Raw genomic sequence first — 19,581 nt, forward strand, 5'->3', positions numbered from 1 at the left:
AGCAAGTCGTAAAATGTCCCTACGATCGCTCTGTTTTTCGGATTTCTTGATTTGATTGAAGGAATCATGCCACTCCCTTGCTTACATCATTCCAAAGGAAAGGTAAATTTACGGGAATCATATTCCAACGTCAATGTCAGATCCTGTTCATTCAACGGAGCATATCGGGTGATCTCCAAGGTGATGTTCTTGCTCAACCCTGTTCCAACGTCGCCAAGATCAATACTTCCCGGGGATGCCTGAATTCCTTGGGGGAACTCCACCCTCAGCTTCTTGTTCAGCTTTTGGGATCCGAGGTTGGTGACCGTGACGGTAAGCTTCGTTCCAACCTCAAGCTTGGGCGACAGCTGTTGTACCGAGATCGCCAAGTTAGGAGAATGAGGATCATATTTCACTTTTTCGGCAAAACGGGCTTCATCCACACGGAGTTCCCCTGTCAAAGGGGCTCCTCCCTCGGAGCGCACCCAGATTTTCACCCGGTCAACGGACTGCGCTCCCTTCCATTCCCCAAGCGGAAGCGAGACCAGCTGCCATCCCTTCGCCGCATCCAGCTTGGCAGTTCCTTCGATCCGGTCAAATCCGCTGTACACAATAACCTTCGCCTCATATGCCTTTTCCGGATCCACATCGGCCAATTGAAGCGCGGCTGTGAAATATGGTGTTTTTCTGGCATCGACCGGCTCCGTGAACTGTTTCTGCACGCCGGCCCAATTTTTCGCGTACGGGCTGTTGAATCTGGCTGCCAGGTAGCCCGTTCCGTTGAAGGCATCGCCGGTAGCTTTGCTCACTTCCTGCACCTCATCCGATGCGGCATAGCCGTCGGTGCCGGATTCAAAACCGCTTCCTTCCCTTGTCTTCTGCACGTCACGAATATAATCGAGGCCACCGATCGAAGGAATCGTCCGGTCCTGAAGCTGGCCGGGATCAAAATTCGGAATCGCTTCCCGCCAATCCGAAATCCCGATGATCGGCTTGGCAAACTCCGTTACTTCCAGCGAGCGGGCCGTATCGATATATTTAAAGACATCATAAATATATTTCGGTTGATCCGGCGTCACGACGCTGTCCGGAGTATGGGTCCACAAGCCGAGATTCAGCCCGCCCTCCTGTCCATGGTCAACATGCCGGTGGAGGATGAAAGCGTCAATGCCATCCAAAAACTTCACTTTATAATAAGCATAGGCATAAGCAGCGGCCTGAAGCTTCTGATGCTCTTCCGAATTGGTCAAGCTGTGGAAGCCTTGTTCCGACAGGATGATTCGCCGCATCTGCCCGTTATGGAGAAGCTCCGGCTGCTTCATATAATCCACAAGAACGCCCAGGTTTTTAAACGTAATGCGCTGGGTGTCAAACGAATTCGTTGCCGTGGCATCATTCCAAAAGCGCGGGTTGAACAAATCTTCCGGGTAAGGATGCGCGGCAATGTTCCAGGCGAAATCGCCTTCTTTACGCGACAATTCAGCCATTTTATCGACAATGACCTTGTTGTCGTATTTCCAAAGGGAAGCATCGTCCAGCTTTTCATTCCAGAAATGGTCCAAAGATACATACGTTCTGGCGTTGGCGTACTCCCCTTTGACGATCGTGTCGATCAGCCGGAAGGTCTGGACATACTCCCGGACGTAGGCATCCACCTTTTTGGGCCCCATATTGTTCCAAACTTTGTTCTGGCCGACTTCATTGCCGACGATATAATTCACGGCTCTCCCGTATTGTTCGTTTGGCATGGAATAACGCTGCGCCATGAACTTGGTTGCCGCCTTCACGTATTTTACGCCCATGTCATTACTCGTATTGAGCGCATATACGGTTCCTCCAGGCTCGGAATCCGGATGAATCAGGAACTCATTGGGTGAATCGGGATCCTTGATATCATACATGATTAGGATCAGGGAGACGATAATGCCGTTGTCGGACAAGCTTTTGATGGCGTTATCCATTCGTTCGATCCGGTCTTTGCGGAAATAGAAGGTTTCCCCTTCGAGGTCATAAGATATCGTGTTCTCCGGATGGTTAACGGATTTGTACATCAGTTCGTTGTAGCTTACATTCAGAGCGGCATGGCTGATCCCAAGCTCCTGGGCGTCACCCGTCATTTGTACCTGAAGCCCCTTGATGCTTTGCGCTTCCGGATAGGGCTCGGTGTTGCGAGCGGTGGCTTCCGGATTGGTGATATACTGCGGAGCGTCCATTGGGGTATATGTGCCGTCATCCGCAGGGAACGCAACGGCGAATTTGGAGTAGAGTCGGCTCCGCTGCCCGTCATTCGCAGCCGTCTCGAACCGGAACGACTCACCTAGAGCGGTCTGTGCAAGAGGCGTCTTGGCTGAGAGCACAGCCTTCGCATCCTCGTAGGTCGCCAATTCAAACAGCTCCAGCTGCCCTTCGGGATGAGCAGACACAAAGTCTGGGTTCACCGTTCCTTCCACGACGATCCTGCCGTCCTGATTTATTCTGGCTTCCGCTTTGCCTGCATACGGCTGCTCCATTTCCGGCAGCTGTCTGAAGCGAATCTGGTCCAGCTTGATCGTGCCGCCTGCTGCTTCCGGAATGATGCGGAATGCGGTGACGATGCCCTGCCATCCGGGATGATCCGAGAAGTTGAAATCTTGCGAGAAGGTGCCGCTGGCCGGAACGGTGAACGATTTCACCTGATCGTCAGACCACGCTCCCCCCTCAGTCCGCCACTGGATTTTCAGTTCCTGAGCGCCCGTGTCGTTCGTCATGTCGATCGTCATGCCGTTCCTCTGCGTAGTATCGATCTTGATTTCCGGTGATTCGATGTATCCCCCTTCAGCCTCCATGTGGTATGCCAATGCCCCGTCCTGTGCCTGAACCGAGCCGTTCATGGCGGTGAAGCCTTCGGTTTCCCCCTCCTGATTAAACCCAAGATCAATCACGTTCGTCGCGCAGATATAATCGATCTGAAACCGTCCATCCCAGGAATCGTATCCCGGCTGGCCCGGCTGCACATTTTCCAGATCAAAATTTTGCATAAAGGATATTTCCATCTTGGTGACGGCATGTTTGCCTTCCCAATCCCCCAGCCGGATAAAGATCCGTTTCCATTGGTCCGGGCGGATATGGGCAATGCTCTCAAATTCGTCGTCTCCACTGAACAATTTCACCTTCAGCACATAGTCTGCAGATGACTGCCACCCATAGCTGTCTGCCGCAAACGCCAGGAAACGGTATGCGGACAAGTCCTTCGGCTGCTCGTATTCCGTATAAATCGTGCGCCATTCATACACTTTGACCGGGTCCGGGACCTGTTCCAGAACACCGCTTCCTTCATAAGGCGAGTTCGGGCCGTTTAGCATACTTGTCACATACTTGACCTCTTTGGTGTTGGTTCCCGCTTTCCATGACGCTACATCTTCAGGCGTGTTGAAATCGTGGAGGACGAGGGCTGGAATCAAATCCTGGCCCGTGAGGACATGACCCGATTGCGGAAGATCCGGTACATACGGACCTGCGTGCACCTTGAATACCGGAACAAGCTGAATAAGCATGACCACGGACAAAATACCTGATAACAGTCGCAGACGCACTTTGTGAACCTCCTTTATCATTATATTCGGTATGTATTTTATATTTTAAGTATTCTTAATTCAATTATTATTTTTCAATGTATACTTAAATAATTCTCCAGGCCTATTCGTTCCATTCCTCAATGACAAGATTCCCTTGATTCAAGCAATTCTCTGCGATTTTTGCGAAAGTTTGCGATGTGAAATCATCAAGGTAGATGCCTCCCCTGGTACTAGCCGGATTCTCGTTCTCTGTTATCAAGGAAAATACTTTAATGAGCTTTCAATGTTTTGCTGCGGACTTGGATGAGTCAACCGGCTATCTCTGCTAGTCTTCAATGCTAGCTCAATCATAAAAAAGCAACGAATCATGTTTGATTCGTTGCTCTCTTGAGTGGTAATGCCACGCTCTCCATCACGTTCTGTTACAAGAACATCATTCTATTCATCTCACAAAGCATCCACCGACTTGTGATCCACTCTCGCTTCATTTTTCTTGAGCTCCTCAATCACCGAGGTCAGAAACGCGAGCGCCAGTCCTTGCCCCCAGCCCTGGGCCCATTTCCTGTCGATGCCGAGGTATCCGGAGATGTCATTCATGACAGCGGTGCCGCCCGATACGTTCAGCACGCGGCCGTTGCCGGCAATGTTCGCAAGCAGGCCGTCAAGCGCCTTCTGCACATATTTTGCGTGCAAAGGATTGCCTTGGGTTACCATGGCCGCTCCGATGCCCGCCGTGGCCGATACCTCGCCGTAAGCTTCCGGGTAATCCAGAACCGTTCCCCACAGGCCGTCTTCCTTCTGGAGCTTCTTAATCGCGGCTAGCTGATCCCGCAATGAGCTCCAAATATGCATCATTGGGGGATAAAGATACCCTTCCGGCAGAATACGTGCCGAGCGGGCCATCGTATAGGCAGCCCATGCATTCGCCCGCGCCCAGTAAATGCCTGACATATGGTCCTGTTTAATATGGTTGTAGCCGTGATACCAAAGGGCGTCGTTGTCGTCCTGCAAGTAGTTGATATGCCAGAAAAATTGATGCAGGGCGTCGTTAATGAGGTGTTTTTTATCGAACAGGATGCCTGCACGCAGCATGAAATATGCCGCCATGAACAGCGTATCCGCCCAACATTGCTCCGGAAAATCGTTCCCCGACGATACCGTATGCTGAAGCACCCGATCGCCGAAACGAAGCGCATCATTCTCCAGGTAATCGAGTTTACTGTGAATGATCTCCGCGTACTTCTCGTCTTTTGTCTGCTCGTATAGCGTGAGCAGCATGTGACCCATGGCGCACGTATTCACCGTCCAGTCCGGCAGACCGGCTTCGATATATTCATCCACCCATTCCTTCATCCGTTCAAGGTAGGCCTGCTCGCCCGTTACTTCGAATGCTCTGCTAACGCCATAGTAAGCGACGCCTCCCGGCCAATCCCACGTCAGGTCCATGTCGAACGTGTACGACGCTACTCGTCCGACGATCTGCTCCAAGTCGCTTAGGTTTGCGTTTATTTTCATCTCGGTTCATCCCCTATTCTCGTAATAGAGCCATGCGGTAACCAGGAACCCTTGTGGTGTAACTCTGCCAAGCCTGATGAGCTAGCTTCCATGAGACGTTATGTTACCGATCGAGCTTGACAATCCATACATCATGTCCCATCAGTTCCGCCGTTCCGCCATTTAGCGTACGGCCGGTCAACAGGTCGATGCCGGCCCGATCCCCCAGTTCGACGGTTACGGCATCGGCGTTATGATTGAGCACAAATAGGTAGTTTTGGCCCTCCTTGGATCGAAGCGTCGTCTCCACGCCTGCCGGCGCGAAGGGAATGTGGGGCTTAATCCCATGAGAGTCGCACAATTGCGACAGCCAATCTTGAAGGAATGACGCCTCCGGGCTTGTCGCCACATACCAGGCTTCACCTGAGCCAAACTTGTTCACGGTTAGCGCCGGCATGCCGCGGTAGAAATCTTCGCCGTATACCGCCTTGACCTCGGCGCCTTCCGAATGAATCAAGTCACAGAGCATGCCGCATTCATATTCCGGCTTCATACCTGGGGTGCCGTCAGACACGAAAATGCGGTTGCGCTGGTCCGGAAGCAGGGCATCGATTTCTTCCGCCCATATCCCGAGAAGCTTACGCAGCTCGCCGGGATATCCGCCCGTCCGGACAAGATCGTTTTCATCGACAATCCCACTGAAGAAAGTCGTAACAAACGTGCCGCCCGCTTGTACATATTTCTCCAGCTTGTCCGCTACGCCCTGCTTCACCATATACATCACTGGAGCAATGACCAGGCTGTAGCTGCTTAGATCCGCCTCCACGCTGACGACGTCCGCCGCAATGCCCGAACGATACAGCGCATCATAGAACTTATGGACTTCGTCTACATAACGCAGAGCGATTGACGGACCGCTCGACATTTCGACCGCCCACCAGTTCTCCCAATCGAACAAAATAGCCGTTTTGGCCTGAACACGGGCGTCAAGGAGCGTATCCCCGAGCTGTGCAAGTTCCTTGCCGAGCTGGGCACATTCGCGAAACACGCGTGTATGCTCGTGGCCGACATGCTCGATCACGGCCCCGTGATATTTCTCGCAGGCGCCGATTGATCGGCGGAGCTGGAAAAACAAGATCGTATCCGCCCCTCTGGCCGCTGCCTGGTAGCTCCACAGCCGCATGACGCCAGGACGCTTAAGCGAGTTGTAAGGCTGCCAGTTTTGCTGGCTCGGCGTCTGTTCCATGAGCATAAACGGCTGGTTGTCCCATGACACGACGTCCATGTGCTGAGCCCATTTGTGGTAGTCGAGCTTTTTGAAGGCGCCCATCAGGTTCGTCGTTACAGGAACGTCCGGCGTGTGCTTTTTGACCGCTTCATATTCAAGCTTGTAGCACTCCAGCAGGCTGTCGGAATGGAAACGGATGTAGTCGAGCGAAATGCCCTGGAAGTTCGTCTCCGTCCGCCCGTTTGCCCCGGTCCATTCCTCGCTGAGTCCGCTCGGCAGGACGATATCTTCCCAATCGTAGAACGTATGGCCCCAGAATCCGGTGTTCCAGGCCCGATTCACCTCATCAAGCGTGCCGTAACGCGCTTTGAGCCATTCCCGGAAAGCCGCTTCGCAGTTGTCGCAATAGCAGTTCCCCGCACCGCCGTATTCGTTGTTAATATGCCAAATAAGCAATGCCGGGTGGTCTTTGTAACGCTCCGCCAGCTTCTCCGCCATACGAGCTGCAAACTTGCGGTAAGTCGGGCTGTTCGGGCAGGAATTGTGGCGTCCGCCGAACTTCCGTTTACGGCCATGAAAATCGACTTGAAGCACGTCAGGGTACTTGCGCGCCATCCATGCAGGATGGGCTGCCGTACTTGTGGCGAGGCATACGCCGATTCCATCCGCGTGAAGCTTGTCCATCATCTCGTCGAGCCAATCGAAATGGTACGTATCTTCGTCGGGTTGGTTTTTCGCCCAGGCAAATACATTGAGCGTCACGACGTCTATACCAGCCAACTTGAACATACGTAAATCTTCGTCCCAGATCGGTTTCTCCCATTGATCCGGGTTGTAATCTCCGCCATACCAAATTTTCGCCTTTTTCGTATTGATCAACTTGTCACACCTCAATGTATATGATAAAACTGCAATGGATAACCCTATCTTAATGGCTTATGATATCTATAAAAAATATAAAATTCGGGATTATTTATATAAGAATATGGAGGTTTTTATAAGATGCGCCGAGTCGTTCCCGCCTTCCCTTCGGAGCTGCTGCCCCTGCAGCTGGAGACGATTGGGATCAAACCCGACCAGGAGACCATAGCAAGGCCCTCGGGCTACCCCTATTTCCATTGGCTTCAGACATTACATGGAGAGGGAGAACTATCGATTAACGGGTACACGTGGAAAATGACAGAACGATCGGGCGTTCTTCTCGCCCCGGGGACGCCTCATCGATATGAGCCCAAAGGCGGCGGCTGGCAGACCGGTTATATCACTTTTCATGGAAGTATTGCGGCCAGTTTCGTCCGTTCCCTCGGCTGGAGTGCCGCCGAATGGTTTCAATGGGAAGCCGGCCATGATCAGATAACCGACCAGCTAAAAGGCATGCTGGCGTTCGCCGAATTGGGCGGCGATCCGTCGGGATGGCGGTATTCCGCGGATTTATACCGATTTCTTACGCTGCTTCGTACCGACGCCCGCACGGACAAGCGGCCCTCCATCTCGAAGCGGCTGGACCGGGTTCAAGGCCTGCTGAACTGGCTGGAACACGAATTCGCCAACCCGGAAATCGGCTTGGCGGAGATGGCTGCGCAGCTCGGGATCGGTGAACGGCAGCTGAATGAAAGATTTCGCGATTTATTCGGGATGACGGCCTATGCCTATCTCATTCAGCTAAGGCTCCGCAAGGCGAAGGAATGGCTCCCTTACCGGCCCGATTGGACCGTGCGCCGCATCGGAGAAGCGGTCGGGTTTCGCGACGCGAGTCACTTCGTGGCTACGTTTCGACAGAAGGAAGGCATGACGCCGGAGACCTACCGAAAGCTATACGGCCCGGGGTCTGACCCGGAACGTCGACTGGACAACTAGCCGTAGGCGGATGAAAGGTAGATAAAGCCAAAAGAGCTCAGCTGAACGCTGAGCTCTTTGCTGCTTCTACTGCAGATTCTAGTTGGAAACCCTCTGCTCCCGGCGGTACCACGGAAGCCTGGACAGAGGAGCATCAACTTCTATTACACACGGCCCAGTTACATGCGACCCGTCATCCCCATACCAAGTCCCTGAAGGGAATGCGATTGTTCTGGTCGTCGCCCCTTTCTGGAGTACCGGGGCGACCAGAATATCATCACCAAGCATAAATTGATCGGTGATTTGCTCGAAGTCCCCTTTCGGGAATACGTATGCCATATGACGCATGATCGGCTCACCCGTTTCGGCGGCATGACGGGCTAACGCAGCGATTTCGTCTCCCATCCGGCAGTGCAGCGTTGCGGCTTCGATACATAAGTTCAAATGCGCTTCATCCAGCACCCGCCATGGTGCTGTAGAAAATTGCATCATGGGAAACAAAGCGGAGCACTGCGCGTACCGGACAAAAAGCTCCGCATCCACCTTGAAATCCGGGCGAATTAAGTCCTCGTATTGGCCGCCCCCGACCATATCGGGGCAGTTGAAGGCATATCCAATCAGTCCTTGAGCAAGTCCATTGGGAATCAGACTGGCTAATCCGTCGTTGCCCCAGCTGTGGTTCTTATCGCTCAAGCGCTGAACAAGCGGCTGGCCGGCCAGCTTCCAGCATGCCCGGTATTCGTTAAAGGCATATCGGAGTCCGAGACGCGCCCAAGCTTCTGTCTGCTCATTCGGCGTCACCCGCCGATAGTTGATGTCCTCCGGCTTTTAATACTGAGGATCTCCCGCGTCCAGCTTAAAGCCATCGATCCCGTACGTTTCAAACAACCGGTCCAGCTCACCCGCAAACCAGTTTACCGCCTCCGGATTTGTCCCGTCGAGAACGGCGCTGAACCCGTTCCACCATTCGCGAACAACCGGCTTCCCATCCGGATTTTTCAGCAAATATCCCCGCCTCTTCAAGTCGCGGTATACCTCGCCGTCCGGACTGAAGAACGGACATACCCACAGGAGCACGTGAAACCCAAGCTCATGAAGCCGGTTCACCATCCCCTGGGGATCGGGAAACCGTCCCGCATGAAACTTGAGCGTACCGTAGTCTTCATGCCAATTGTCGTCAATCATGAGGATGCCTGGCGGCAGCCCATGGGACAATATGTTTTCAGCGTAGGCGATCACCTTGTCCTGCGTTGGATGGTAGCTCATCTCCATCCACGTATTGTATTGGGGCACGGTAAAAAACTGCAAATCCGGAGCACGGCCGGCAGGAGGAAAATACTTCTGTGAAGCAAGGCGGTACGCATCACGGAGGGTGCTACCACCTTCCTCGACCTTTATGTTTTCTTCCTTTCCTTCAATAACAAGTGCTCGGCCGTCAAAAGAAAAACGGTACGGTTCCTCCGACCAAACCAGTCTCCCCTTATTGGAGAGAAGCAGCGGCGCTGCTTGGTTATAGGCTGCATCGCCATATAGATCGCGTGAATAGGGCTCGCTGCCAAACGGCATGATGGTTCCATCTTGGACAGCTCCACCCCACCAATATTCATCTTCCCTCAGATCTATTCTCAGCGTTGCGTTATATTTCTTGTCCTCCATAGATTCACCCACTTTGTTCTTGATACCTCGATCTTATGCGTGATCAATAACGAAGACAATCTAAAAGTATTGCGCTATACTATAACAAAATTGACTTCATGAAACGTGGAGGTCACGACATGGTATCCCCTTCTTCCTATGCTTTTCGAAGCGACGATCATTCAATATTGACATTAGATTCGGTCGGTTGGCAGATCATCCAGAGCGCGGAGTACAGCTTTGCAGGCGAGGATCGTCCGGATTGCGGGCACGTCATTTTTCAGTATACGCTTAGCGGCCAAGGCATCCTGGAGTATGAGCAGCAGCGCTTCACACTGCACCAGGGAACAGGATTTTTGGTCAAAGTTCCAAGCAGACACCGGTACTATTATGCGGACAACGGAACGCCCTGGGAGATTCTATGGCTTAACTTGAGAGGGGAGGAAGCAACCCGGATTTGGGATCTTGTTATCGGGCAAGAAGGGCCCGTCATTCACAGAGATGCTGACTCCCCCTTAATTCTAGGTCTGTGGAAGCTTCTAAGCATGATAGCTGAGGAGAACGTTATTGATAAATATCAACTGTCCAGTACTGTCTATGAGTGGATGCTTACTCTAGTCAAGACGAGCACTGAAATAAACAAAGACATCAACGAGAACTCCATCTCCATCCTGCTGAAAGCCAAGCGTTTCATGAAGGAGCATTATGCTTCCCCAATAACGCTCGACATGCTCTCCGAACACTGCGGAGTTAACAAGCACTACTTATGCAGGCTGTTCCAGAAGTCGGAGCAGTCCTCCCCCCTTTCTTATTTGCGAGACCGGAGGGTTGAAGCCGCAGTCACCTTACTTCGAATCACAGATCTGCCGATCCAGGATGTTGGCAAACAATGCGGCTTTGAGAGCCCCAGCTACTTCGGCAAGGTGTTTCGTGAATATATGTCCATGACACCCAAGGAATATCGAATGAAGAGGTTCGAGTTTCCTTATGATGCAATCTATTACCATGAATAGCAAAAGCCACGGAGCAAATTCTCTCCGTGGCTTTCAGATTACCCTTGGTATGGGCTTTATTGTTGGCTAGCCAGGTAGTTTGCAAGTTGCTCGAAGGTACCTTCGAACCCTTGTGCAACCATTGGCGACATCGAGTCGAATGCTTCCTGCTCCTCCTTAGAGGCATTGAGCGGTCCACCTTGCAGCGTCAGCACCGTCTTCCCCTCATTTTCCTCAAGCGTCAGAATATTCAGAATTTCCAGCGGCCAGTTCGGATTGAACGGAGCGCGAACGGTGTTACCTTCTTCATCGGAAAAGGACTGAACCCATACCAGCTTCTCCGGTGCCTGCACTTCCTGGTAAACGAATTTGCCCCACATCGCCTGCTGTCCATCCGGCGACTTCTGGCAGCCGAGAAACATCCCGCCTGGCCGAACGTCCATCTTAGCCACTTCAAGCGAAAACCCCTTTGGTCCCCACCAGTTGCCAAAGTGCGCCGGATTGGTCCAGACCTCAAATACCAGTTCCCGTGGGGCGTCAAACTCACGTTTCAATAAAAGTCCTTGAGTATTCATTAGATCTCCTCCTTGGAGTTTAGGGATAATCTGATTTTTTTAATTGATTAAGATAATCGGATAAACGGTCAAAACGGTCTTCCCACATACTGCGAAACGTATGGAGCCATGCATCCATTTCCATGAATGGCTCGGGGCGAAGCCGGTAGATTCGCCGGTTGGCGTCCGCCCGAACTTCGACAAGGTCGGCTTCACTCAAAACTTTTAAATGTTTGGACGCTTGGGGTTGCCGAAGATGCAGCCGATCCGCAATTTCCCCGACCGTAAGCGGCCCTTCGCGCAACAGTTCAATGATCTGCAATCGGTTGGGTTCCGCGAGCGCGTTCAAAGTTGTCGTTTTCATTGTCCCCCCCGATTTCCTGTTACAACGTGCTGGAAGCTTGCTTCAGTAGACCTGACAGCAGAGCCAGATCCGGAGTGTCGCCTTCCCGCAATTTAATCCATTTCCGTTCAGCAGGCCCGTCGAATCCCTTTGGAAAATCGACGCTGTTTGCGTTCATGATCATGAACGCAATGGCGTCCTTTGCTGGCGAGATCACCGCTGCATAATGGCCATTTTTCAAAAAATGCGGTTTCTTGTACTGAATACGTTCTTCGACTTCCGAAATCGTCTCATGAACCATGTTCCGCAGGGTTGAACTCATCTCTCCCTGCCATTTCGGCAGATTTTCGATGTAGGCTGTAACTTCCTGATTCATCCCGTTTTTCCCTCCCATTTGAATACTTCTAAGCTTATGGGAAAAATATACCACAACAGGAATATTCCCGTCAAGGAATATTTAAATTTTTTTGTTATTATCAATACCATTAAAGCGTTTTACCTAGATGGTTGTTCATTACTTTATGAAACGTCATTCTTAAGCCAGCGTAAAAGTAAAGTATCTTTAATTCTATTGTAGAGATGAGACCGAACGCAGGATGCCCGATTAACGCATCAAGCCGGGGAGTTTTATACAAAATGGAGGGGAATCATTTGTTCACCACAAACAAAGCATTGCGCTTTGGCATGCTTATCGTATTACTGTTTTTGATTATTTTCTTAGGTTCCAAAGTAAGTTTCGTATTTCGTCCGATCATTGCATTAATCGAGGTAGTGGCCATCCCGCTGCTTCTATCCGTATTTTTTTACTATTTGCTCAGGCCGCTGGTGAAGTTAATGGAAAAATATAAAGTTAACCGGACCTTGGCCATTTTGATTATTTACGTCATTTTCGCGCTTGCCATCGTTTGGTTCATTACTAGCAAATGGCCAGTGCTATACGGACAGTTCATAAGCTTTTTAGATAATGTCCCAAGTCTCTTGAGTTCCGTAGGGGAACAGATCAATGAGCTTGAGAAGAACGGATTCCTCGCTTCCTTATTTCCGGCCAATGAAAGCAATGGACTCTCTTCAATCACCAATTACTTAAACAAAGGCTTTTCTTTCATGTCGAACTATTTAGGCGGTTTGTTTTCGTTTGTGTCTAATTTTACGATTATCCTGTTCACCTTCCCCATCCTCCTGTTTTTCATGTTAAAAGAAGGAGAGAAGTTCGGAAATATACTTGTGCGCGCAACGCCAACTCGTTATCAAAACGATTCCCGTGAGATTGTCACAGGCATCGACCATATGTTAAGCGGATTTATCGTCGGAAGAGTGATCGTCAATCTTTCGTTGGGTGTCTTAATGTATATCGGCTTCCTGATTATTGGCTTACCCTATGCTTTCTTGCTTACGGTCATATCCGTCATTGCAAACTTTATCCCGTTTGTCGGTGCCATCCTGTCTGCGATTCCGATTGTCATCGTAGGGCTGACGCAATCGCCGGGCACGGCTATATGGTCACTTGTCATCATACTGGTCGCTCAGCAAGTTCAAGATAACTTGATCGCTCCCTATGTATTCGGTAAAAAGCTGGATATTCACCCTCTTACAACCGTAATCCTTGTCCTGGCTGCCGGCAATATCGGGGGAATCATCGCGATGATTGTTATCATTCCCGTTTATATGATGCTGAAAATCATTGCGGTTCGCGTCTTCTCTCTATTTTTCAAAGCTAAATGGATGAAACTGTAACATCAACCCAGTGATCTCAGTGGGGCTTCTTTTTTGTTTGCTTTAATCACCCAGAATCTAGCAGAAAATAAATTGAAAAAAACTTTGAGCGCCGTCATAATGAAAAAAGAACCGGTAAATTTCAGCTACATATCATTCAAGTAAATTTATTGCATTTTTCTCGGTAAAGTAGGGGGATTGATTTGACGAAGTTATCCTTAATCTCGGAGTCTAAAAAGAGATGTGAAAAGCTAGGTATTGATCCACAGGGGATTCCCTCCTTTACTAACTTTTTATCAGAAAGCGATTTGAATCTAAAACGGGCAGAATACGAGGAAATACTGTCCGTCATTGATTTCTTTGTTCATAAGTTGCTGGAGCTCATGAAAGGACTCCCGCTGCTCATCCTGATTACCGATGAGAACGGCTGCATACTGGAAATGGCCGGGGATGAAGCGATCAAGACTGTGATTCAGCAATCGGGCATTAAAGTTGGCCTCGTGTTCAATGAACACGAAGCGGGAACCAACAGCATTAACTTGGTTTTGGATCATCGTGAGCCCATTCAACTTGTCGGGGACGAGCATTATTATGAATTTTTATGGTCCTCCGCCTGTTATACCGTACCCTTTCAATATACAGATATCTCCAATTTGCTTGGAACCATTACGATCATGACGACGATCGACCAGCACAACCCCTTTTTACTGGCGATGCTATGCACGGTTGTCGATTCGATCGAAAGAGAACTGCTATTGAAGAAGCAAAACAGACGATTGCACATACTGAATCAGGTGGTCATCGAAACGACAAGAAACGGCATTATTATTACGGATCGGGATGGAAACATTACGGAGTTCAACAAGTTTGCTGAAATTTTAACCGGTGCCAAAAAGCAGGATGTCATCAATAAACCTATTCCGAATGCCAAAACAAACGACTTCATTAAAGAGGTCCTTCAAACGGGGAAAGAGTATGAAGATATGGAATTCATGCTGCGTCCTAAGATGGGACAAGACGAGCGGGTCTGCCTGTTTGACGCCTTCCCTATTCGTGATGAGAATATGCAGATCATGGGCGCATTCGCACAGTTTCGGGACATCACGGAGCGTTATCATACGCAAAAGCAAATCAATTATTTAGCCTATCATGACGATTTAACCGGTTTGCCGAATCGAAGGTTTTTCACCGGGCATATTGGTGAATTGCTGAGACAAGGGGGGAAAGAAAACCGTATCTTTGCCGTCATGTTTCTCGATCTGGACAGTTTCAAGAAGATTAACGATACGCTGGGTCATAACAACGGCGACGTGCTGTTGCAGATGGTTGCCGAGCGTCTGAAAGCTTGCTGTCATGCTTCGGACCAACTGGTATCCAGAATGGGCGGGGATGAATTCACGATCCTCTTGGAAGAGATTACGGATCAGACGAAAGCCATTCAGGTTGCGGAAGAGATTATTAGAGCATTTGAGAAACCATTTGCAGTGGACGGCTATGAGTTATATATAACAGCCAGCATCGGTATTGCCTTCTATCCTCAAGATGGCAGGGATGTCGAGATGCTGATGAAGAACGCCGACATTGCCCTTTACCAGATGAAAGACGATGGGAAGAACAACTATAACATTTTCAAATCTATCCCGAGCGGCGGCGGTATTGAACGGCTTACGCTGGAGAATTCGATCCGTAAAGCGCTGCAGCTAGAGGAATTCGTGTTATATTACCAGCCCCAGATCGATTCAAAGACAGGGGAAATCATCGGTACCGAGGCGCTTGTTCGCTGGAATCACCCGACTCTTGGCTTGATCCCCCCGGCTAAGTTCATCCCGATCGCCGAAGAAACAGGACTTATTGTTCCCCTCGGAAAATGGGTGCTCAAAACCGCCTGCCTTCAGCATCAAAAGTGGAAGGAAAAAGGGTTTACCCCGATGCGCGTGTCGGTGAATCTCTCTTCTCGCCAATTTTCAAAGCATGATTTGGTAGAGACCATCAAAGAGATTTTACTCGAAACCCACATCGATCCCTCCTATCTGGAGCTCGAAATCACAGAGTCGATGACGATGAATGTTGAAGTTGCAATCGAGATACTCGGAAAGCTGAAGGAACTAGGTATACTGATCTGCATCGACGACTTTGGGACAGGTTACAGCAATCTCTCCTATCTGAAACAGTTTGCGATTGACCGGCTGAAGATTGATCAATCCTTCGTCAGGGATATCATGACGGATTCGAATGACGCGGACATTGTAGCTACGGTAATCGCGATGGCCCATAAGCTTGGAATCGATGTGATCGCAGAAGGTGTAGAAACGAAGGATCAGTTGAATTTCCTGCGCAGTCAGAACTGCCATGAAGTACAAGGTTTTTATTATTACCCACCTATACCAGCAGAACAAATCGAACAGTTGTTGATGCAAACGACGACCATAAAAACCAATTTGCAGGGGTGATAAGATGAAACAAAGAGTGTATACAATATTAGTCGAGCATTTTAAAAAATGGGGAATTTCCCACGTGTTCGGCATTCCCGGAAAGTCCATCTCTCCGCTGATGCTGGAACTCGAAAACTATGATATTCAATATGTGCTGGGTCGTCACGAAGCTGGCTGTGGGTTTGAAGCGTCCGGTTATGCCCTGGCAGCAAAAACGATGGGGATCGCGATTGGCACTTCCGGGCCGGGAGGAACAAACCTGATTACAGCCGCTGCGCAGGCCAAAGAATTCCAGCTTCCTGTATTGTTCATTACCGGACAGCCTTCGATGCAAGAGACTGGACGCGCTTTAAGCCAGGATTCAAGCCAGTTCGGGGCAGATTTGGTTAAAATGTTCGAACCTGTCACCTTGTTCAGTGCTCGCATCGAACGAGGGGACACTCTCTATCTCTACCTTAAACATGCCTTGGAAAAAGCCTACACCGGTGAAAAGGGACCCGTTCATCTGTGCATCCCATTTGATGTGCTGATGGAGGAAGTGGAGACGTTCTACCTGCCATTGCCGGACCATATTTCACCCGTTGTATCTCCCGACATTGATAAGGCCATATCGTTGCTGGATGAGGCCAAGAAACCTGTCCTCTTCGTGGGCAAAGGGGCCGTCATGTCGGATACCTATGACCAATTGCAGACGATTGCAGAACATTGGGGAATTCCTGTAATGACCACCCCTGGCGGGAAAGGGGCTTTTCCTACCAATCACCCCTTATACTTGGGCGGGTATGGCCTCGGCGGTTCCAAGTTTGCAACCGATTATTTGAAATCCGGCGTTGATCTGATGATCGTCGTCGGCAGCAAATTGTGCGACATGTCTTTGTCCGGATTTACGGCCGATATGGAGCCGGACAAGGTCTTGCAATTTGAGTATGACCTTACGTTCGCAGGCAAAACCATTCAGGCGCCGACGCAATTGATCCTTGGTGATGTCCACTCCAACTTGACTCAACTCATTTTACGGAGCGGGGCAACGTCCAAAGAGCATGAGATGCTGACACCGCGGGCACAAGCGGCAGCTGCGTCCTCCCAGTTGGAATCCACCATGTTGTCAGCGGGAGCGGCGTTCAGGAGCTTGCGGGCCGTGCTTCCGAAAGAGGCGGTACTCTTCGGAGATGCAGGGAGTCACTCCTTTCATGCCGTACAGCATTTCGAAATCATCGAGCCCGGGACGTTCTTTTTCGATGAGGTGTTCATCGCGATGGGAGCGGCGATCGGCTATTCGATCGGAGCGAAAATAGCTATGCAAGATCGCCCTGTCGTCTGTGTGACCGGCGACGGCTGCATCATGATGCACGGCACCGAAATATCAACAGCAGTGAACCACGGGATTCCGGTTATCTTCTTTGTGCTGAATAACGGTCGCTTAGATATGGTGGAAAAGGGAATGTCCTATAACACGGGACGCTCCGTCGGTGCTGTCTATGAGCGGCCGCTGGATATTAGCTTGTTTGCCCAATCCATGGGCGCAACGGCATTTCGCTGTGAGAATGAAACCGACATCAAGCAGGCGGTTCAGACAGCTTTGCAGTCGAATACGGCAACGGTCATCGAGGTCATGGTGGACCCGCAAGAAATCCCGCCGATCCTCACCAGACTGCTTAGCTTAGATTAAAACTTACGGAGGACGTAACATGGAATCGAATCGGTATGATAAAGGAATAGAAGTGTTGCAACGGATGGTCAGTGAAGAAACGCTGAACGCAACGGTTAAAAAAATGGAGAAATTCAGTCCTGACATGGCCAAGCTGATTGTCGAGTTCCCTTATGGCTCGCTGTATTCCCGTCCAGGTCTGGATTTAAAGCAGCGGAGCCTGCTTACGATAGGGGCTATGATTGCTTCAGGAGCGGCCGCTCAACTCGATTTCCATATTCAAGGGGCTCTGAATGTCGGACTTACGCCCAATGAGATTGTAGAGGCCGTCATGCACTGTGTATCTTATGCGGGCTTTCCCAAGACGCTGGATGCCATGTTTGTAGTCATGAAAGTGTTTGATGAACAGGGAATTACATACGAAGAAGCATGACACTTAGCTGTCATGCTTTTTTTTGCGCCTCTCCCCTATATACATCAAATAGCTCGACTAGAACCCATTAAATAGAAATGTTCCATCCACTTGCTCACTTACGGGCTAGTTACGTTGCATGTATGGAATTAAAATGATATAAAAATAGATAAGGGGGGTATACTATCCTAAAAGAAAGGTGAGTATTTAGTATGTCTCAATGGAAAAGATCATGGTATGCGAGTCAAACCCAATTTGATGATCGGTTTTTTGGTCATGCTTTCTCCCATGCTTCATTCGAGAACCAGACTGTACGCATGGTGATACATCCTCACGATTACGGATCGATATGGCGCATTAAATTTTCTAATCGTTACGGAGTTTACCCCTTAACACTCGACAGTGTCACGCTAGCAAGCCACCGCAAGAATGTAAATTTTGATGATCAAGATGTTGGCAATGTTACATTTAAAGGGTCATCCAAGGTTGTCATACCGGTTGGAAAAGAATTGTACAGTGATCCTGTCTCGTATCATGCTGATCCAAGCGCTGATTTAACCATTAGTCTCTATTTGCCCGTTTATACAAAGGTTTCAACTTGGCACTTTTCCCCTGCTCGTTCCACGTACATCGCCCAAGGAAACCAAACTAAAGTGAACGATTCCATTACATTTGATACTACGACACATTCGTATTATTGGTTAACCGCATTAGATGTAGAAGTGATGTCTTCAGAAGTTGATCCTGGGGTCTTTGTTGTGATGGGAGACTCCATTACAGAAGGCTACGCTTCCAGTCTAAATGCTAATCAACGTTGGCCAGACTTATTACTGAATCGAATTCGTCAAGTGAGTCATGATCAGCCGTTCCCCTCGATTCTAAACGCGGGACTAACCGGCAACATGATTTTAAGAGATGCAAGAGATGTTGAAGAAGGGGCAGCTCTTGGTTTAGCAAATGCCGGTGAACGAATGCTTGATCGTTTAGAGCGAGAAGGTTTTACCCAGCCAGGTCTAAAGGGAATCATATTTAATTGCGGCATAAATGATATTTTCGGTGATGCTACCTCGGAACAACTGATAAGAGGGTTGAATGAAATGATCGACCGAACAAAGAAACAATATCTCAAAGTAGCAATATGTACCGTGACACCCTTTGGGAAATCGCATTTTTTTACCGATGAGCGAGAAAAAGTACGTCAAGAAGTGAATCAATGGATCCGTTCTAACGCTCAAACTGATCTAATCATCGACCTGGATCGGACATTGGCGGATCCACAAGAGCCGACTCAAATGCTCCATATTTATGATTCAGGCGACAAAGCTCACCCCAATGACGATGGGAACAAGGCCATAGCGGAAGCAATACCATTATCATTTTTTTACGAGTCAAGCCAAAATTAGTAACCCATTTGGTCTAATATCCGCTGTACATTTTAGCAGGTGTTCGTCCCGCCTCTTGGCTGGATTGAACTTGTTCCAGATAACGCGACCTCAACGTAAAGGGCTCTAACTTGAAATTCTACAAGTTAGAGCCCTTTTGAACCCTCCAAATCCTATTCATGCCAGTAATGTACTTATTTCTTTGAAATTTTCTGCAAACCCAATGAACACTTTATCATCAATAAGGATGGTCGAACAATTTGTTACCCGTAAGATTTTTAACTCTACTGCATATTCAGGGTTTTCTCGCAGTTATATTCTATATAAGGAACGTTCTGCTCTTGAAGTATCGCTTCGCATGATTGCAATCACTGCAGGT

The 19,581-nt window shown here is 49.5% G+C and carries 16 protein-coding genes; 8 read left to right on the top strand and 8 right to left on the bottom strand.

Going from position 1 to position 19,581, the window contains the following annotated elements:
- Nucleotides 1-86: 86 nt before the first annotated feature.
- From CPT76_RS18665 to CPT76_RS18675, 3 genes are all read right to left on the bottom strand, one after another.
- Nucleotides 87-3,551, bottom strand: a complete 3,465-nt coding sequence (locus tag CPT76_RS18665) for a DUF5722 domain-containing protein (RefSeq protein ID WP_105443897.1) — start codon at nucleotides 3,549-3,551, stop codon at nucleotides 87-89.
- 429 nt (nucleotides 3,552-3,980) lie between these two features.
- Nucleotides 3,981-5,048 carry a glycoside hydrolase family 88/105 protein gene (locus CPT76_RS18670; RefSeq protein ID WP_105443898.1) on the bottom strand — a complete coding sequence of 356 codons (1,068 nt, stop codon included), beginning with the start codon at nucleotides 5,046-5,048 and terminating at the stop codon, nucleotides 3,981-3,983.
- 103 nt (nucleotides 5,049-5,151) lie between these two features.
- Entirely contained in the window at nucleotides 5,152-7,134 is a 1,983-nt protein-coding gene (locus tag CPT76_RS18675; RefSeq protein WP_105443899.1) for a beta-galactosidase, read from the bottom strand.
- Between the two features lie 123 nt (nucleotides 7,135-7,257).
- Between CPT76_RS18675 and CPT76_RS18680 the strand changes: the two genes are divergently transcribed.
- Entirely contained in the window at nucleotides 7,258-8,112 is an 855-nt protein-coding gene (locus tag CPT76_RS18680) for an AraC family transcriptional regulator (RefSeq protein WP_105443900.1), read from the top strand.
- A gap of 78 nt (nucleotides 8,113-8,190) precedes the next feature.
- Here CPT76_RS18680 and CPT76_RS40000 read toward each other — a convergent pair whose 3' ends face one another.
- Both CPT76_RS40000 and CPT76_RS40005 read right to left on the bottom strand, forming a co-directional pair.
- On the bottom strand, nucleotides 8,191-8,892 hold the full coding sequence (locus tag CPT76_RS40000) for a glycoside hydrolase family 31 protein (RefSeq protein WP_258168579.1): 702 nt from the start codon (nucleotides 8,890-8,892) through the stop codon (nucleotides 8,191-8,193).
- A 27-nt stretch (nucleotides 8,893-8,919) separates the two neighbouring features.
- The gene (locus CPT76_RS40005) at nucleotides 8,920-9,747 is read right to left on the bottom strand and encodes a TIM-barrel domain-containing protein (protein ID WP_258168580.1); all 828 of its coding nucleotides are present in this window, start codon (nucleotides 9,745-9,747) and stop codon (nucleotides 8,920-8,922) included.
- A gap of 119 nt (nucleotides 9,748-9,866) precedes the next feature.
- Here CPT76_RS40005 and CPT76_RS18690 point away from each other — a divergent pair, with 119 nt between their 5' ends.
- A complete protein-coding gene (locus CPT76_RS18690; protein WP_105443901.1) occupies nucleotides 9,867-10,739 on the top strand; it encodes an AraC family transcriptional regulator in 873 nt (290 codons plus the stop codon).
- A 56-nt stretch (nucleotides 10,740-10,795) separates the two neighbouring features.
- Here the strand turns inward: CPT76_RS18690 and CPT76_RS18695 are convergent, their stop codons facing one another.
- Genes CPT76_RS18695 through CPT76_RS18705 form a run of 3 tightly spaced genes read right to left on the bottom strand, consistent with a single transcriptional unit; the run spans nucleotide 10,796 to nucleotide 11,991 of the window.
- A complete protein-coding gene (locus CPT76_RS18695) occupies nucleotides 10,796-11,293 on the bottom strand; it encodes an SRPBCC family protein (protein ID WP_105443902.1) in 498 nt (165 codons plus the stop codon).
- Between the two features lie 19 nt (nucleotides 11,294-11,312).
- On the bottom strand, nucleotides 11,313-11,636 hold the full coding sequence (locus CPT76_RS18700) for an ArsR/SmtB family transcription factor (protein ID WP_105443903.1): 324 nt from the start codon (nucleotides 11,634-11,636) through the stop codon (nucleotides 11,313-11,315).
- Nucleotides 11,637-11,655: 19 nt separating this feature from the next.
- On the bottom strand, nucleotides 11,656-11,991 hold the full coding sequence (locus tag CPT76_RS18705; RefSeq protein ID WP_105443904.1) for a DUF1801 domain-containing protein: 336 nt from the start codon (nucleotides 11,989-11,991) through the stop codon (nucleotides 11,656-11,658).
- Between the two features lie 275 nt (nucleotides 11,992-12,266).
- Between CPT76_RS18705 and CPT76_RS18710 the strand changes: the two genes are divergently transcribed.
- The 6 genes from CPT76_RS18710 to CPT76_RS38410 form a co-directional block, all read left to right on the top strand.
- Nucleotides 12,267-13,349, top strand: coding sequence for an AI-2E family transporter (locus CPT76_RS18710; protein ID WP_308737614.1), 1,083 nt, complete (start codon nucleotides 12,267-12,269; stop codon nucleotides 13,347-13,349).
- 182 nt (nucleotides 13,350-13,531) lie between these two features.
- Nucleotides 13,532-15,778: an EAL domain-containing protein gene (locus CPT76_RS18715; protein WP_105443906.1), complete on the top strand. Its 2,247-nt coding sequence runs from the start codon at nucleotides 13,532-13,534 to the stop codon at nucleotides 15,776-15,778.
- A 4-nt stretch (nucleotides 15,779-15,782) separates the two neighbouring features.
- Nucleotides 15,783-17,429, top strand: a complete 1,647-nt coding sequence (locus CPT76_RS18720; protein ID WP_105443907.1) for a thiamine pyrophosphate-binding protein — start codon at nucleotides 15,783-15,785, stop codon at nucleotides 17,427-17,429.
- A gap of 19 nt (nucleotides 17,430-17,448) precedes the next feature.
- Nucleotides 17,449-17,841 carry a carboxymuconolactone decarboxylase family protein gene (locus CPT76_RS18725; RefSeq protein ID WP_105443908.1) on the top strand — a complete coding sequence of 131 codons (393 nt, stop codon included), beginning with the start codon at nucleotides 17,449-17,451 and terminating at the stop codon, nucleotides 17,839-17,841.
- A gap of 191 nt (nucleotides 17,842-18,032) precedes the next feature.
- On the top strand, nucleotides 18,033-19,223 hold the full coding sequence (locus CPT76_RS18730; RefSeq protein WP_105443909.1) for a GDSL-type esterase/lipase family protein: 1,191 nt from the start codon (nucleotides 18,033-18,035) through the stop codon (nucleotides 19,221-19,223).
- A gap of 136 nt (nucleotides 19,224-19,359) precedes the next feature.
- Nucleotides 19,360-19,581: hypothetical protein (locus CPT76_RS38410; RefSeq protein ID WP_219845438.1), on the top strand; the 222-nt coding region annotated here is incomplete at its 3' end.

This window comes from Paenibacillus sp. AR247 (genome assembly GCF_002968895.1).
Lineage (GTDB): Bacteria > Bacillota > Bacilli > Paenibacillales > Paenibacillaceae > Paenibacillus_AQ > Paenibacillus_AQ favisporus.

What these genes read in the sequence shown, in the direction of transcription:
- CPT76_RS18690 (WP_105443901.1), top strand. Translation starts at nt 9,867, where the DNA reads ATGGTATCCCCTTCTTCCTATGCTTTTCGAAGCGACGATCATTCAATA.
- CPT76_RS18670 (WP_105443898.1), bottom strand. Translation starts at nt 5,048, where the DNA reads ATGAAAATAAACGCAAACCTAAGCGACTTGGAGCAGATCGTCGGACGA.
- CPT76_RS40005 (WP_258168580.1), bottom strand. Translation starts at nt 9,747, where the DNA reads ATGGAGGACAAGAAATATAACGCAACGCTGAGAATAGATCTGAGGGAA.
- CPT76_RS18725 (WP_105443908.1), top strand. Translation starts at nt 17,449, where the DNA reads ATGGAATCGAATCGGTATGATAAAGGAATAGAAGTGTTGCAACGGATG.
- CPT76_RS18730 (WP_105443909.1), top strand. Translation starts at nt 18,033, where the DNA reads ATGTCTCAATGGAAAAGATCATGGTATGCGAGTCAAACCCAATTTGAT.
- CPT76_RS18695 (WP_105443902.1), bottom strand. Translation starts at nt 11,293, where the DNA reads ATGAATACTCAAGGACTTTTATTGAAACGTGAGTTTGACGCCCCACGG.
- CPT76_RS18705 (WP_105443904.1), bottom strand. Translation starts at nt 11,991, where the DNA reads ATGAATCAGGAAGTTACAGCCTACATCGAAAATCTGCCGAAATGGCAG.
- CPT76_RS18700 (WP_105443903.1), bottom strand. Translation starts at nt 11,636, where the DNA reads ATGAAAACGACAACTTTGAACGCGCTCGCGGAACCCAACCGATTGCAG.
- CPT76_RS18680 (WP_105443900.1), top strand. Translation starts at nt 7,258, where the DNA reads ATGCGCCGAGTCGTTCCCGCCTTCCCTTCGGAGCTGCTGCCCCTGCAG.
- CPT76_RS18720 (WP_105443907.1), top strand. Translation starts at nt 15,783, where the DNA reads ATGAAACAAAGAGTGTATACAATATTAGTCGAGCATTTTAAAAAATGG.